Origin of the sequence: Pseudomonas sp. CCI4.2, from assembly GCF_034350045.1 — a bacterium.
Classification (GTDB): Bacteria; Pseudomonadota; Gammaproteobacteria; order Pseudomonadales; family Pseudomonadaceae; genus Aquipseudomonas.
Map to the genome: position 1 here is coordinate 5451992 of NZ_CP133781.1, position 12874 is coordinate 5464865.

Annotated in this window: 11 protein-coding genes and 1 pseudogene; all 12 read left to right on the top strand. The window is 57.6% G+C overall.

Annotation, left to right across the window (positions count from 1 at the left end; all coding sequences use genetic code 11):
• The first annotated feature begins 20 nt into the window (after nt 1–20).
• On the top strand, nt 21–1169 hold the full coding sequence (arnB, locus tag RHM65_RS24770) for a UDP-4-amino-4-deoxy-L-arabinose aminotransferase (protein WP_322168068.1): 1149 nt from the start codon (nt 21–23) through the stop codon (nt 1167–1169).
• On the top strand, nt 1166–2182 hold the full coding sequence (arnC, locus tag RHM65_RS24775) for an undecaprenyl-phosphate 4-deoxy-4-formamido-L-arabinose transferase (RefSeq protein ID WP_322168067.1): 1017 nt from the start codon (nt 1166–1168) through the stop codon (nt 2180–2182). Before arnB ends, arnC begins: the two co-directional genes overlap by 4 nt.
• On the top strand, nt 2179–4170 hold the full coding sequence (gene arnA, locus RHM65_RS24780) for a bifunctional UDP-4-amino-4-deoxy-L-arabinose formyltransferase/UDP-glucuronic acid oxidase ArnA (RefSeq protein ID WP_322168066.1): 1992 nt from the start codon (nt 2179–2181) through the stop codon (nt 4168–4170). The genes arnC and arnA overlap by 4 nt, the downstream gene beginning before the upstream one ends.
• A pseudogene (arnD, locus tag RHM65_RS24785) lies at nt 4170–5053 on the top strand (4-deoxy-4-formamido-L-arabinose-phosphoundecaprenol deformylase). Before arnA ends, arnD begins: the two are co-directional and overlap by 1 nt.
• Complete coding sequence (gene arnT / locus RHM65_RS24790; RefSeq protein WP_322168064.1) at nt 5050–6696, top strand: lipid IV(A) 4-amino-4-deoxy-L-arabinosyltransferase; 1647 nt, start codon at nt 5050–5052, stop codon at nt 6694–6696. The pseudogene arnD and the gene arnT overlap by 4 nt, the downstream one beginning before the upstream one ends.
• Nucleotides 6693–7037: a 4-amino-4-deoxy-L-arabinose-phosphoundecaprenol flippase subunit ArnE gene (gene arnE, locus RHM65_RS24795; RefSeq protein ID WP_322168063.1), complete on the top strand. Its 345-nt coding sequence runs from the start codon at nt 6693–6695 to the stop codon at nt 7035–7037. The genes arnT and arnE overlap by 4 nt, the downstream gene beginning before the upstream one ends.
• Nucleotides 7034–7462 carry a 4-amino-4-deoxy-L-arabinose-phosphoundecaprenol flippase subunit ArnF gene (gene arnF, locus RHM65_RS24800; protein WP_322184132.1) on the top strand — a complete coding sequence of 143 codons (429 nt, stop codon included), beginning with the start codon at nt 7034–7036 and terminating at the stop codon, nt 7460–7462. The genes arnE and arnF overlap by 4 nt, the downstream gene beginning before the upstream one ends.
• The gene (locus RHM65_RS24805; RefSeq protein ID WP_322168061.1) at nt 7459–8844 is read left to right on the top strand and encodes a UDP-glucose/GDP-mannose dehydrogenase family protein; all 1386 of its coding nucleotides are present in this window, start codon (nt 7459–7461) and stop codon (nt 8842–8844) included. The genes arnF and RHM65_RS24805 overlap by 4 nt, the downstream gene beginning before the upstream one ends.
• 121 nt (nt 8845–8965) lie before the next feature.
• The gene (locus RHM65_RS24810; RefSeq protein WP_322168060.1) at nt 8966–10585 is read left to right on the top strand and encodes an ArnT family glycosyltransferase; all 1620 of its coding nucleotides are present in this window, start codon (nt 8966–8968) and stop codon (nt 10583–10585) included.
• A gap of 173 nt (nt 10586–10758) precedes the next feature.
• Entirely contained in the window at nt 10759–11205 is a 447-nt protein-coding gene (locus tag RHM65_RS24815) for a hypothetical protein (protein ID WP_322168059.1), read from the top strand.
• Nucleotides 11206–11378: 173 nt separating this feature from the next.
• Entirely contained in the window at nt 11379–11750 is a 372-nt protein-coding gene (locus RHM65_RS24820; RefSeq protein ID WP_322168058.1) for an ArsC family reductase, read from the top strand.
• A gap of 47 nt (nt 11751–11797) precedes the next feature.
• Nucleotides 11798–12832 (top strand): 2,3,4,5-tetrahydropyridine-2,6-dicarboxylate N-succinyltransferase, encoded by a 1035-nt coding sequence (dapD, locus tag RHM65_RS24825; RefSeq protein WP_322168057.1) that lies wholly within the window; start codon nt 11798–11800, stop codon nt 12830–12832.
• The last annotated feature ends 42 nt before the right edge of the window (nt 12833–12874 follow it).

The following is a 12874-nucleotide window of genomic DNA, read 5'->3' on the forward strand; positions in this document are numbered from 1 at the left end:
TTCCTGCACCAGAGGGTCCCATGAGTCAAAGTTTCCTTCCGTTTTCCCGCCCAAGTATTGGCGACGAGGAAATAGCCGCCGTAGAGCAGGTACTTCGCTCCGGCTGGATTACCACCGGCCCGAAAAGTCAGGAACTTGAGCAGCAGTTCGCCGAACGCGTAGGCAGCCTTCATGCCGTGGCGCTTTCTTCGGCGACCGGCGCGATGCACGTCACCCTGTTGGCGCTGGGTATTGGCCCAGGCGATGAAGTCATCACGCCGTCGCAAACATGGGTATCTACCGCGAACATGATTTGCTTGCTGGGCGCGACGCCGGTGTTTGTCGATGTAGACCGCGATACGCTGATGAGTGACGTTTCTGCCATCGAAGCGGCCATCACGCCACGCACCAAAGCCATTATTCCAGTGCACTACGCCGGGGCTGCTTACGACCTCGATCCGTTGTACGCCCTTGCCGATCGTCACGGCATCACCGTGATTGAAGACGCTGCTCACGCGGCAGGCACGGTGTACCGTGGCCGCCCGGTCGGCGCCAAAGGCACGGCGATCTTTTCGTTCCACGCGATAAAGAACATGACCTGCGCCGAAGGCGCGATGTTCGTCAGTGACGACGAAAAGCTCGCCAATCGCGTACGGACGCTCAAATTCCACGGCCTGGGCGTCGATGCCTATGACCGCATGACCCATGGCCGCAAACCCCAGGCAATGGTTATCGAGCCTGGTTTCAAGTACAACCTGGCCGACATGAACGCAGCCATTGCGCTGGTGCAATTGCAGCGCTTGGACGACATCAACGCCAAGCGCGAAGTACTGGCCCAGGCTTACCTGAAACGCCTGTCGGGGTTACCAGTACAACCGCTGCACCTGCCGCAGTATCCGCAGCAACACGCCTGGCACTTATTCATCCTGCGCATCGACGCCGAGCAATGCGGCATTGACCGTGAGGCCTTTATGAAAGGCCTGCAGGAACAGAATATCGGCAGCGGCATTCACTTTGTCGCCACCCACATGCACACCTATTACCGTCAACGTTTCCCGGATGTTCATTTGCCCAACACCGAGTGGAACTCCGCACGTCTGTGCTCAATCCCGCTGTTCCCTGACATGAGCCTCGACGACGTCGAGCGGGTCGCCAGCGCCATTGAAACTACTCTTGGAAAGCGCCTGTGAGACCTTATCCGATTCAATTCGTGTCGATCGTTATCCCGGTCTACAACGAAGAGGAAAGCCTGCCTGAACTGCTGCGCCGCACCGAAGCCGCTTGCGCCCAACTTTCTTATGGGTTCGAGATTGTGTTGGTCGACGACGGCAGCCGAGACGAATCCGCGCAGATTCTGCAGGACGCCTCCGAGCAAGAAGGCAGCCATATCGTTGCCGTGATCCTCAATCGCAACTATGGTCAACACGCCGCGATCATGGCGGGCTTTGAACAATGCAAGGGCGATGTAATCATCACGCTTGACGCTGACCTGCAAAACCCGCCGGAAGAAATTCCGCGCTTGGTAGAACAGGCAGCTCTGGGTTACGACGTAGTCGGCACCGTGCGCAGCAACCGTCAAGATTCTGCCTGGCGCCGCTGGCCTTCGCGACTGATTAATCTGGCGGTTCAACGTTCCACGGGTGTCGCCATGAGTGACTACGGCTGCATGCTGCGGGCTTATCGCCGGTCCGTTGTAGACGCCATGCTCGCCTGCCGCGAGCGCAGCACCTTCATCCCGATTCTCGCCAACAGCTTCGCGCGCCACACCACTGAAGTGGTTGTGCAGCATGCCGAACGTGAACACGGCGACTCGAAATACAGCACCATGCGCCTGATCAATCTAATGTTCGATCTGATCACCTGCATGACCACCACCCCCCTTCGCTTGCTGAGCATTATCGGTTTCAGCATGGCGTTATTGGGCGGTCTCTTCGCCATTATGCTGATCATCTTGCGCTTGATGTTCGGCGCAGTCTGGGCCGGTGACGGCTCCTTCGTTTTGTTCGCGGTACTGTTCGTGTTTACCGGTGGCCAGTTCATTGGCATGGGGCTGCTGGGTGAATACCTCGGCCGCATGTACAGCGATGTTCGGGCCCGCCCGCGCTTTTTCATCGAGAAAGTGCTGCGCAGCCAACCGGTCACGTCTTCCGTTAGCGTTAGCGACTCAAAAGAATCTTCATCTTCTACTCAGGTCACGTTATGAATCCGAAAGTTGTCGTCTTTGCCTATCACGATATTGGCTGCACGGGCATTGAGTCCCTGCTGCACGCAGGTTATGAAATCGCCGCTGTGTTTACCCATGCTGATGACCCGAAGGAAAACACCTTCTACGGTTCAGTTGCACAGCTGTGTGCCCGCAAAGGCATTCCGGTTCACGCCCCTGAAGATGCCAACCACCCGTTGTGGATCGAGCGCATCGCCAAGCTCAAACCCGAGTTCATCTTTTCGTTCTACTACCGCAATCTGCTGAGCGACGAACTGCTGGCCTGTGCCGGCAAAGGTGCATTCAACCTGCACGGTTCGCTGCTGCCACGCTATCGTGGTCGCGCTCCGGCTAATTGGGTTCTGGTCAACGGCGAAACCGAAACCGGCGTCACCCTGCACCGCATGGTCAAGCGCGCTGACGCGGGCGGCATTCTGGCTCAGCAACGGGTTGCCATCGAGCGTTCCGACACTGCGTTGAGCTTGCACAGCAAACTGCGCGAATCGGCTGCCAACCTGCTCAACGAAGCATTGCCACAACTGGCTCAAGGCAAACTGAGCGAAACGCCTCAGGACGAATCCAAAGCGACCTACTTCGGTCGTCGCACCCCGGCCGATGGCAAGTTGGTCTGGCAACGCCCTGCTGAAGAACTGTTTAATCTGGTTCGCGCGGTCACCCAGCCTTACCCAGGCGCTTTCTGCGCAGCCGGCGAGCACAAGCTGATCGTTTGGAACGCGGACGTTATCAAGGGCAACGAAGGTCTGGCCCCAGGCCGCGTGATTAGCATCGATCCATTGCGCATCGCGTGTGGCGAAGACTCACTGGTCATCAAAGCCGGTCAGCGTAACGAAAACGGTCTGTATTTGAGCGGTCCGCAACTGGCTAACGAATTGGGCTTGGTAGACGGCTCCGTGCTGCGTGGTGCCGAGTCCGGCCGCGCCCCACGCCGTACCCGCGTGCTGATCCTCGGCGTTAACGGCTTTATCGGTAACCACTTGTCCGAGCGCCTGCTGCGTGACGACAAATATGACGTCTATGGCCTGGACATCGGTTCTGACGCGGTAGAGCGCCTGCGCAGCCACCCTAACTTCCACTTCGTCGAAGGCGATATCAGTATCCACTCCGAGTGGATCGAATATCACATCAAGAAGTGCGACGTGATCCTGCCGCTGGTGGCCATCGCCACGCCAATCGAATACACCCGCAACCCGTTGCGCGTTTTTGAACTGGACTTCGAAGAGAACCTGAAACTGGTTCGTTACTGCGTGAAGTACAACAAGCGCGTGATCTTCCCCTCGACGTCTGAAGTCTATGGCATGTGCCAGGACCAAAACTTCGACGAAGACACCTCGAACCTGGTGGTCGGCCCAATCAACAAGCAGCGCTGGATCTACTCGGTCTCCAAGCAATTGCTTGACCGCGTAATCTGGGCTTACGGCCAGAAAGGCTTGAACTTCACCCTGTTCCGTCCGTTCAACTGGATGGGCCCGCGTCTGGACCGTCTGGATTCCGCACGTATCGGCAGCTCACGCGCCATTACCCAACTGATCCTGAACCTGGTTGAAGGCACGCCCATCCGCCTGTTCGACGGTGGCGAACAAAAACGCTGCTTCACCGACATCGCTGACGGCATCGAAGCGCTGGCTCGCATCATCGACAACGAGAATGACGCGTGTAACGGTCAGATCATCAACATCGGCAACCCGGACAACGAAGCCAGCATTCGTCAGTTGGGCGAAGAACTGCTGCGTCAGTTCGAAGCTCACCCACTGCGCGCCAACTTCCCTCCGTTTGCCGGCTTCCGCGACGTGGAAAGCAAGGCGTTCTACGGCACTGGCTACCAAGACGTGTCCCATCGCAAACCAAGCATTCACAACGCCAAGCGCTTGCTGAACTGGGAACCGACGGTAGAAATGAGCGAAACCATCGGCAACACCCTGGACTTCTTCCTGCGTGAAGCCATGGCTGAAATCGCGGATAAACGCTGATGCAGGCAGGACTGCGAATCGACGTAGACACCTATCGAGGCACCCGAGAAGGGGTGCCGCGGTTGTTGGAAATGCTCGATGAAGCACAGGTCAAGGCGACGTTTTTTTCAGTGTCGGACCGGACAACATGGGGCGTCATTTATGGCGTCTCATCCGCCCTCAGTTTTTCTGGAAAATGCTTCGTTCAAAGGCGGCCAGCTTGTATGGCTGGGACATTCTTCTGGCGGGCACTGCCTGGCCAGGAAAGCCTATCGGCCGCGACCTGGGTCATCTGATGCGCCAAGCGGTCGAGGCCGGGCATGAGGTCGGTTTGCACGCGTGGGACCATCACGGTTGGCAAGCCAATGCAGGACGCTGGAGCGACGCGCAACTGATCGAGCAGATTCGTCGCGGCGTGGACTGTTTGAGTGATATCACCGGTCACCGGGTCGACTGTTCAGCAACGGCTGGCTGGCGCGCCGATGAACGTGTAGTTGAAGCCAAAGAGCAGTTTGGTTTTCGCTACAACAGCGATTGTCGCGGCCAAAGCCTGTTTCGCCCCACGCTTAAGGACGGCCGTTTAGGCACACCACAGATTCCGGTGGATCTTCCCACCTTCGATGAAGTGGTCGGTCCAGACGTTAGCGCCAAGGATTTCAACGCTTTTATTCTCGACCGCTTCGGCGCCGAGAAACTGAACATTTATACGATCCACGCAGAAGTAGAAGGGATTCTAATGGCCAATGATTTCCGCGAACTGCTGGCGCAAGCCAAGTTGCGCGACATCCAGTTCCAACCGCTCGGCAACCTGTTGCCCGCTCAGATCGATACCCTGCCAGCAGGACTATTGGTCCGTGGCACCCTGAGTGGTCGCGAAGGCTGGTTGGGAGTGCAGCGCACGTGACGGGACGCTGGGCGTTACTTTTTTTGCTGGTTGCGTTTTTTCTGGCTTTTCTTCTACCGCTGGGCAGTCATGGCCTGTGGATTCCAGATGAAAGCCGTTATGCGCAAGTCAGTCAGGAGATGCTGCTCAGCGGCAATTGGGTGTCGCCTCATTTCATGGGCCTGCGCTACTTTGAAAAACCCGTAGGCGGTTATTGGATGATCGCTGTGGGTCAGGCGATTTTCGGTGAAAACCTGTTTGGTGTGCGCATTGCTTCGGCGCTTAGCGTCGGCCTCAGTGCGCTGCTGATCTACGCCGTTGCCCGTCGGATGTGGAATGACCCGCGCAAGAGTTTTATGTGCGCCCTGATTTTTTTGAGCTTTGGCCTGATCGCCGCGCAAGCGGGTTACGCCAACCTCGATCCGCAATTCACCTTATGGGTCAATCTGAGTTTGGCCGGGGTGTGGTTTGCCGTTAACAGCGCTGGCCGCGAACGCATTGCCGCGTGGATGTTGGTGGGTTTCGCCTGTGGCATGGGCTTCATGACCAAAGGATTTCTCGCCTGGCTGCTGCCGGCGTTGATCGCCGTGCCATACATGGTCTGGCAAAAACGCTTTCGTGAACTGCTGAGATTCGGCCCACTGGCAGTGGTTGTAGCGCTGGTGGTATGCCTGCCTTGGGCATTGGCGGTGCAGCAACGCGAGCCGGACTTCTGGAACTTCTTCTTCTGGCATGAACACATTCGTCGCTTTGCCGGGGCCGATGCGCCGCACCCTCAGGCATGGTGGTTCTACCTGCCGGTGCTGGTGATGGCGAGTTTGCCGTGGGCCGCGATGCTACCGGCAACGTTCAAACAAGCCTGGCAGTCGCGAACCCACCCCAACACGGTCTTTGTGCTGCTGTGGTTACTGTTGCCGTTGGCGTTTCTCAGCCTGAGCCGAGGCAAACTGCCAACGTACGTAATGCCGTGCATGTTGCCGCTGGCATTGCTGATGGGACCGGCAGTGGTGGATCGACTCGCCAGTCCCCGTTTCCAAGCGTTGCGCCTCAATGGGCTGTTGAACATCGCCATCGGTGTGATTGTCCTGATTGCCTTGGCTTACATGCAGTACAGCAAGCCCATCTATGAAAACGAGCCGCTGCACCTGACACTGGCCTTGGTTGCGGTTGTGGGTTGGACCGTCGCCAATCTTTTTCAAGTGGTCAGACCGTTGACCTTGTGGCTCATGCCAGCGCTGGGTGCTTGGCTGTTTGTGGCATTGATACCCATGAGCCTGCCCAACAGCATGGTGTTCAACAAAACCCCCGACCGGTTTATCGCCCGGCATGCGACAGCGCTGAGCCAAAGCAAAAGCCTGTTGAGTAACGACCTGGGCGCCGCTTCCGCGCTGTCATGGCGCATACAGCGACCCGATGTCGCGTTGTACAACACCGTGGGCGAAGTCAAATATGGCCTGACGTACGCAGATTCTGTCGCCCGCAAAGTCGACGTTGCAAACGTGCAGCAGTGGATGAGCGTAGCGCGAAGCGAAGGCCAGGTCGGCGTGGTCATGCGGGTTAACAGTCAGGAAGACCGCGATGAGGTCAACCTGCTGCCCAAGGACGGCCAGCGTTATGAAGAAGGGAACATTGTGATCCTGATCTTCGCGCAATCCGCCTCATGACCCTGCTTTTGTTGCTGGCCGCCTGCTTGTTGAGCTGCCTGGGCCAAGTCGCGCAAAAATTCGCGGTCGAGGGCTGGCGCGGAAAAAACGTCGGCATCGGCCTCGCCCTGCGTTCGCGTTGGTTATGGCTAGCCTTGGCGAGCTTGGGTTTCGGATTGCTATTGTGGCTGCTAGTGCTGCAGCGCGTTGAAGTCGGTATTGCTTACCCGATGCTGAGCTTGAACTTCGTTCTGATCACACTGGTTGCACGCTTTTTGTTCAAAGAGTCCATCGACCGCCGCCACTGGATTGGCGTCGCGTTGGTGATCGGTGGCGTGATTTTGCTCGGACAACACGCATGAACCTGCGACGTGGCGTCACCTTCGCCCTGGGCAGCGTGTTGTTGGTCAGCGGCGCACAACTGGGGATGCGCTGGAGCATGACGCGCCTGCCCTCGCCGACCCAATGGCTGGACGCACTCGGTAACGGCAGCATCGATTTGCTGGCGATTAGCGTTGTCTGTGCCGCGATTTTGGCTTACGCCCTCTCGATGCTGTGCTGGTTAGTTGCATTGCGCGACGTGCCGCTGGGCCGTGCTTACTCATTACTCAGCATTAGTTACGCCTTGGTGTATTTGCTGGCAGCAGGTCTGCCGGTCTTCCATGAACAGTTCAGCGCTTCCAAAACATTAGGTGTGACTCTGGTTATCCTCGGCGTCATCACTATCAACTCACAACGTAGCTCCTCAAAACGTAGCTCCGCGACACGGTCCAGGAATTCGGCATGAAAATCACAGTATTAGGTAGTGGCTACGTCGGCCTTGTGCAAGCAACCGTGTTGGCTGAAGTTGGCCACGATGTGATCTGCATGGACATCGATGCAGAAAAAGTGAAGCAGTTGCAGCAAGGCCACGTAAGCATTTTTGAGCCCGGTCTGGCGACGCTGGTACGGGAAAATCTGGAAAGCGGACGCCTGCATTTCACCAACGACGAGAAGCTCGCCATCGAGCACGGCCAAGTGCTGTTCATCGCCGTCGGTACGCCGTCCAGCGATGACGGCTCAGCGGACCTGAAAGCGGTGTTCGCAGTGGGCGACATGGTTGCGCGTCATCGGGTCGAGCCGCTGATTCTGGTGGAAAAATCCACCGTACCGGTCGGCACTGGCGACGCCTTGCGCCTGCACACTGAAAAAGCCCTGGCCGGCCGGCCGTTGGAGTTCGATATCGTCTCCAACCCTGAATTCCTGAAAGAAGGCTCGGCAGTGACCGATTGCCGCCGCCCGGACCGGATCGTGGTCGGTTGCGAGCGCGAAGAGGTGCGCGACGTGATGCGCGACCTGTATGCACCGTTCAACCGCAACCATGACCGCATCATTTTCATGGACCTGCGCAGCGCCGAGCTGACCAAATACGCCGCCAACTGCATGCTGGCCACCAAGATCAGCTTCATCAACCAAATCGCTGAACTGGCCGAACACTTGGGCGCGGACATCGAGTCCGTGCGTCTGGGCATCGGTGCTGACTCACGCATCGGTTACCACTTTATCTATCCGGGCGCCGGCTACGGCGGTTCGTGCTTCCCTAAAGACATGCGCGCGTTGATCCACAGCGCTCAGGAAGCACATTGCTCCAGCGATTTGCTGCAAGCGGTGGAAGCCATCAACCAACGGCAGAAAACCAAACTGTTCGAACGCGTGAACGCGTTCTACAAGGGCGATTTGCGCGGAAAAATCTTTGCGGTGTGGGGCTTGGCGTTCAAGCCCAATACCGATGACATGCGCGATGCGCCGAGCCGGATTTTGATGGAAGCGCTATGGGCAGCCGGCGCAACGGTTCGGGCGTTCGACCCGGAAGCCATGCAAGAAACCCAGCGCATTTATGGCAACCACCCAGGCCTGAGCTTGATGGGTACGCCAGAATCCGTACTGGGCGGCGCCGATGCATTGATCGTCTGCACCGAATGGCAACAGTTCAAGGCGCCGGATTTCAATCTGATCCACGAACGCCTCAAAACGCCGGTGATTTTTGACGGTCGCAACCTGTATGACACCGAGCGCATGAAGAGGAAGGGCTTCACCTATTTCCCAATGGGCCGTGGCGACTCTCGCTCCCTGCCGATTCCGTTTCAGCAATGGAATGCGAACAGCGTTACCGACGCTAACGCACTGTAATCCGCCAGGGTCAGCGCCTGCAGCCACCTGTGGTTTGCGGGCTCTGGCCCTTTGTGCGTCCGGTGTTCGTGAGCGTTCACGTTGAAGCGCAGCGACGTTTTGTTTTTTTGGAGATACACGTTTGCCGTTCCTACCTCTGCCCCAGCCCTCAGCGGCCTCTTCGGCGACCCTACGCCGCCAGTCCATCGCCCTGGGAGTGTTGGCATTCCTGCTATTTGTCGTGGGTAACTATCAACAGGCGGCAATCGGTTTCGACTCGCGCTTTGTGATTTTCGCCCAGGAAATGTTGCGCCACGGTCCAAGCTTTTTCCCCACGACCTACGGCGAGCCTTACCCAGACTATTCCGCCACATCGACGTTCTTTATTTACCTGCTCTCGCTGCCGTTTGGGCAAGTGATCAGCCTCACCGCATGGTTGCCGACGGCCATTGCCTCGACGGTGTTGGTCACGCTTATTTATCGCTTGGTAGCGGCGCACTCGCGGACATGGGCATTGGTCAGCGTGGCCTTGCTGCTGCTGAGCAATACCTTCATCACTGAAACCCGCGCGATTTCCCTGGACCAAATGCTCGCGACCGTCTCGTTCGCCGTGTTTTACCTGGGCTACGCCGCAGACCACTTCGGCGCGCGTCGGCGCATGGGTCTGATCCTCGCGCTATTGGTGCTGGGCTTTGCCATTCGCGGCCCCATCGGCCTGGTGGTTCCCACCGGCATGCTGTGCAGTTATTACGTGCTGGGCGGCCAATGGCGCCGGATGTTTATTTTCGGTGTGCAAGCGGCGGTATTACTGGCGGTCTGCATCGGCGCGCTATTGCTGCTCGCCAGGCTCAGCGGCGGTCAAGAGTTCCTCAACGAAGTGGTGCGCATGCAATTCACTTCACGCATGGACGGCACCGAGGGCACGAGCAGTATTTTCTATTACTTCAGCAGTTCGCTGGGTAACTATGCGCTGGCTTACCCAGTAGCGATTCTGGTGCTCGCAGCCATTATCCTTCGCGGTCGGCAGCCCCTTACGCCCGCGCTGAGGCTGGTGATGTTCTGCGCTGCGGCCGGATTAATCGTCATGGTCGGCCTGTCGATTCCCCAGGCGAAAAAAGCCCGTTACATGCTGCCCATGATTCCCATGGCCGCGATCATTGCGGCTTATCCGTTTCAGATGGCTGAAGGGCGTTTGTTCACGTGCTTACGCGGTTTGCTCCAAGGAATTTGGTTACTGATGCCGAGCGCGTTGATCGCTGGGCTATTGGTGGCTCAGCATCGTTTCGCCGAGCACCTGACCTCGATTGGCGCAATTATCTCCGTATTAGCGGTGTTACAGGTCATCGCTTTAGCGGTCTTGTTCAAGGCCCGATGGCGTGCTGCGAGCTTGGCGGCGTGCGCAGTGCTGGCGGTGTGGACGAGTTTCATTTGGGTCTACGAACCCGTGGAGCGCGCGGCCTATGACACCCACAGCTTTAGCGTGGCGGTGCATGACCTGATCCAGCGTGACCCTGCGCCGCTGGCCTTGTATGGGATGCCCAAGGATGGCAAAGCCATCAAATTCGTGGTCAACATCCCCGAAGACCTCAAACCTATCTTCATCGCCTCGCCAGATGAATTGGCTGCGGTGAAGGGGCCTGTCTACGTGGTGATCGCCAAAACCGTTTATCAAGCGCTGCCGGACAACCGATTGACGGCCTTACAGCCGCTGCTCAGTAGCCAATTTGATAAAGATGACTACCTGCTGTTTCGCCTGCCGTGAACGGTAATATGTGCAACCCCAAAATCTGAACTGCACCCCAAAAGTTGGACACCCGTCTGACTTCTGGGTTGTTTGCTTGCGACGAAGTTCATCGTCTGGGCCACTAAAGTTTTACCTATCGTGGCCGATGTGTAGGAATCTTCTTTCGTTTCCGTTCAAAAGGAATCCACGCGATGAGCCTCACCAGTATTGGATCCGCCGTTCACATTGCCACCGTTGCCACCACCAAGGCGGCGACCACTGATACAACCGACACCACCGGCACTAAGTCGGCAGCGGCCGCATCGACCAAGACGTCGAGCACCGGCGCAGGTGGTGGTGCGCCAGCGGGCGGCGCGAGCGCCAGCTCGTCCACCACCACTACCGCTTCGGACACCGTGAAACAACTGCAAAAACAAATTCAGGCATTGCAGAAGCAGTTGCAGCAAGAAGAACAAGCGCTGCAAAAGGCCCAAAGCAGCACAAAAAACGCTGACGCCAAGGCCGCCGCCGTAGCCGCAGCGCAGACTCAGATCGCATCCACTAACGCTTCATTGCAAAGCGCTAACGGCGCCCTCCTAAAAGCACTGACCGACGCCGGCTCCAGCACCTCGGGCACCGCGGTTAACACCACGGCCTGAGTGTTTGCCTCAATGGGTAGATGATCGAAATACGCTAAAAAGCCCGGCTCAACCTGCCGGGCTTTTTTATGCGTGTCGTGCGAGCAGCCTCTACAGAGACAGCCCAGGCACTGATTGGAGCGACGTGGCATAATCACCCGCTGAATTTTTTGGGCACATGGGGAGTTTCGGGAATGGACAATTCCTCCAGTAACAATAAAGGCGTACACCTCTACGGTATCAAAGCCTGCGACACCATGAAAAAGGCCCGCACCTGGCTTGATGAAAATGCCGTGAGTTACGACTTCCATGACTACAAAACGGTCGGCATCGACCGTCAGCACCTGACTCAATGGTGTGATGAACATGGCTGGCAAGTGGTTTTAAACCGGGCAGGAACGACCTTTCGCAAACTCGACGACGGACAAAAAGCCGATCTCGATCAAGCCAAGGCAATCGAACTGATGCTCGCACAACCGTCAATGATCAAGCGCCCGGTGCTCGATATTGGCGGTAAAACCCTGGTTGGCTTTAAGCCCGATGTGTACGAGGCGGCCTTCAAGTAAGCCAAAGCGCTGCTTGAGCCCCTTTCTTAATAGTTAGAGGTATTCACATGTCTACTACCCCGTTCAGCCTGGCCTTTGGTATCGGTACTCAAAACCGTAAAGGCGCATGGCTTGAAGTGTTTTACGCTCAGCCGTTGCTTAAGCCGTCTGCCGAATTGGTCGCTGCTATCGCACCCGCACTGGGTTACACCGGTGGCAATCAGGCCATCGCTTTCAACACCACTCAGGCTTCACAACTGGCTGAGTTGCTGAAAACGATCGATCCGGGCCAAGCCGCCCTGCTGACCCGCCTGGCTGAAAGCCACAAGCCGCTGGTAGCCACCTTCTTGGCCGAAGACGCGGCATTGACCTCGACGCCTGAGGCTTACCTCAAGCTGCATTTGTTATCACACCGTTTGGTTAAGCCACACGGCCTGAACTTGGCGGGCGTTTTCCCGCTGCTGCCTAATGTTGCCTGGACCAGTCAAGGCGCTGTCGACTTGGCCGAACTGGCTGAGCGTCAACTGGAAGCACGCCTCAAGGGCGAAATGCTGGAAGTGTTCTCGGTGGATAAATTCCCGAAAATGACCGACTACGTGGTGCCGAGCGGCGTGCGTATCGCTGACAGCGCACGAGTACGTCTGGGCGCTTACATCGGCGAAGGCACCACCGTGATGCACGAAGGGTTCGTCAACTTCAACGGCGGCACCGAAGGCCCGGGCATGATCGAAGGTCGAGTCTCGGCCGGCGTCTTCGTCGGCAAGGGTTCCGACCTGGGTGGCGGTTGCTCGACCATGGGTACCTTGTCGGGTGGCGGCAACGTGGTGATCAAGGTCGGCGAAGGCTGCCTGATCGGCGCCAACTCGGGCATCGGCTTCCCGTTGGGCGATCGCAATACCGTTGAAGCAGGTCTGTACGTGACGGCCGGCACCAAGGTCGCGCTGCTTGATGACAAGAATCAGCTGGTGAAAGTGGTCAAGGCCCGTGAACTGTCGGGCCAGCCTGACCTGCTGTTCCGCCGCAACTCGCAAACCGGCGCGGTGGAATGCAAATCCCGCAAATCGGCCGTCGAGTTGAACGAATCGCTGCACGCTCACAACTGATCTGATGCCGTATCCAAGGCCCACGCTGCACCTGCAGCGTTG

Bases quoted from the DNA above. Each gene is read 5' to 3' on its own strand.
- arnF (WP_322184132.1), top strand. From the start codon at position 7,034: ATGAACCTGCGACGTGGCGTCACCTTCGCCCTGGGCAGCGTGTTGTTG.
- RHM65_RS24820 (WP_322168058.1), top strand. From the start codon at position 11,379: ATGGACAATTCCTCCAGTAACAATAAAGGCGTACACCTCTACGGTATC.
- RHM65_RS24815 (WP_322168059.1), top strand. From the start codon at position 10,759: ATGAGCCTCACCAGTATTGGATCCGCCGTTCACATTGCCACCGTTGCC.
- arnA (WP_322168066.1), top strand. From the start codon at position 2,179: ATGAATCCGAAAGTTGTCGTCTTTGCCTATCACGATATTGGCTGCACG.
- arnE (WP_322168063.1), top strand. From the start codon at position 6,693: ATGACCCTGCTTTTGTTGCTGGCCGCCTGCTTGTTGAGCTGCCTGGGC.
- arnB (WP_322168068.1), top strand. From the start codon at position 21: ATGAGTCAAAGTTTCCTTCCGTTTTCCCGCCCAAGTATTGGCGACGAG.
- dapD (WP_322168057.1), top strand. From the start codon at position 11,798: ATGTCTACTACCCCGTTCAGCCTGGCCTTTGGTATCGGTACTCAAAAC.
- RHM65_RS24805 (WP_322168061.1), top strand. From the start codon at position 7,459: ATGAAAATCACAGTATTAGGTAGTGGCTACGTCGGCCTTGTGCAAGCA.